At 73.6% G+C, this 1,563-nt stretch carries 2 pseudogenes; both read left to right on the forward strand.

Going from position 1 to position 1,563, the window contains the following annotated elements:
• A pseudogene (locus NA10_RS37880) lies at positions 1-207 on the forward strand (transglycosylase family protein); the annotation flags it as partial.
• Positions 208-220: 13 nt separating this feature from the next.
• Positions 221-1,563, forward strand: a pseudogene (locus NA10_RS35045) (LuxR C-terminal-related transcriptional regulator); the annotation flags it as partial.

Below are 1,563 nucleotides of genomic sequence, written 5' to 3' on the forward strand. Positions count from 1 at the left end.
GCGGCGGCCCCACCCGCCGCGCCGCCCGCCCAGGACTCCCCCGCACCGCAGACCGTGCCGAGCGCACCCCAGCAGGCTCCCACCGTGCCGCAGCCGGTGATCGTCGCACCGACGGTTCCGCAGCTCCCGGACCTGGGCAAGACCGTGGATCAGCTGGGCAATGCGATTCCGGCGGCGCCCAAGATCCTTCCGAACAACGGCGGCTGAGAGTTGGTACCCCGTGATAGGCAATCCACCGGTCGCGCTCGACACCCTGCCGTGCGCGCGCGAGATCTTCCGGGAACTGGACTCCGACGATTCGGCTCCCCTGCTGTATCTGTTCCGGGGCCGCTCCGGCACCGGTAAATCCACCCTGCTGACCGCGATCCGCAATCGGCTACGCGCGCACGGTATCTCGGTCACCGAGAATCCGGCCGAGCTGCTCACCCAGCGCGGCGGGGGCGCCGGGCGCGGGCGGGGCGCACCGGCGCTGGTGCTGGACGACGCCCAGGGCCGTGGCGACGCCGACTTCGAATCACTCTGTGCCGCCGTCGAATCCGGAACCCATACGGTGGTGGTCGCCACCCGGCCGCGTCCACATGACGCGCGGCTGCGCGGCCTCGCCGACGCCATCGCCAGACGCGGGCGCGTAGTGGATCTGCGCGCCCTAGGCGTCACCGAGATCGCGCCCTTCGCAAGGGAATTGGGAATGATGGTGCCGCGCGGGCTGGCACAGCACATTCACCGGCAGACCGCCGGCATCCACGGCGGCGTGGTGGCGGCGCTGACGGCCGCCTGCGCGACCCGGCTGGACTCCGGCATCACCGCGGTCGACGACGCGGTCGCAGCGTGGGCCCGCGCCCGGCTCGACGATGCCGAACCCGAACTGCTGGACACCTTCGTGGTCGCCGCCATCGGCGCGGGCCTGGACACCGGTGAACTCACCGAGGTACTGGACATCGACCACGCCACCGCACAGGATCTGGTGGATCGCGCCCGCGGCAGCGCCCTCATCACCGATGCGGACCTGCTGCTGGCCCCGGCCATCGCCCCGCTGCGCACCCTGGTGGGCGACCGTCGCCTGCTGTCGGTACAGCGCCGGCTGCTGCACGCCCGCCTGGACGCCGGCCTACTCCGCGATCACACCGCCCTGCTGCTGGCCGAATCCGGCGTCCGCGACCCTCGCCTGGCCGAATTCCTCTGCACCACGGCCGAGAAAGCGGGCGATGAGGCCGTGCGCCACTACGCCGCCGCGGCCGCCGCCGGCGCCGACCGCGAGGCCATCGCCCTGCGCTGGGCCGACGCCGCCGCCCGTGCCGGCGATTGCGATACCGCCCTGCGCCTGGCCGAGCCGATACTGGCCCGCCCGACCGGCCGCACCGATCCGAGAGCCACCGGCCGCACCTCCCCCACCGATCCGGAATCGACCGCCTACGCCCCCGCCACCGATCTGGCCGCCGCGGTACGCATCTGCGCGGGCGTCTGGACCCGTCGCGGCTTGGCGGCCCGCGCCGCGCAGCTCTACACCTGGCTCGGCCCCGACCGCGTGGGCGCCGACTGGGCGGTCGCCGCCACCGTCCTGCA

It is taken from the genome of Nocardia acidivorans NBRC 108247 (assembly GCF_001625085.1).
Lineage (GTDB): Bacteria > Actinomycetota > Actinomycetes > Mycobacteriales > Mycobacteriaceae > Nocardia > Nocardia acidivorans.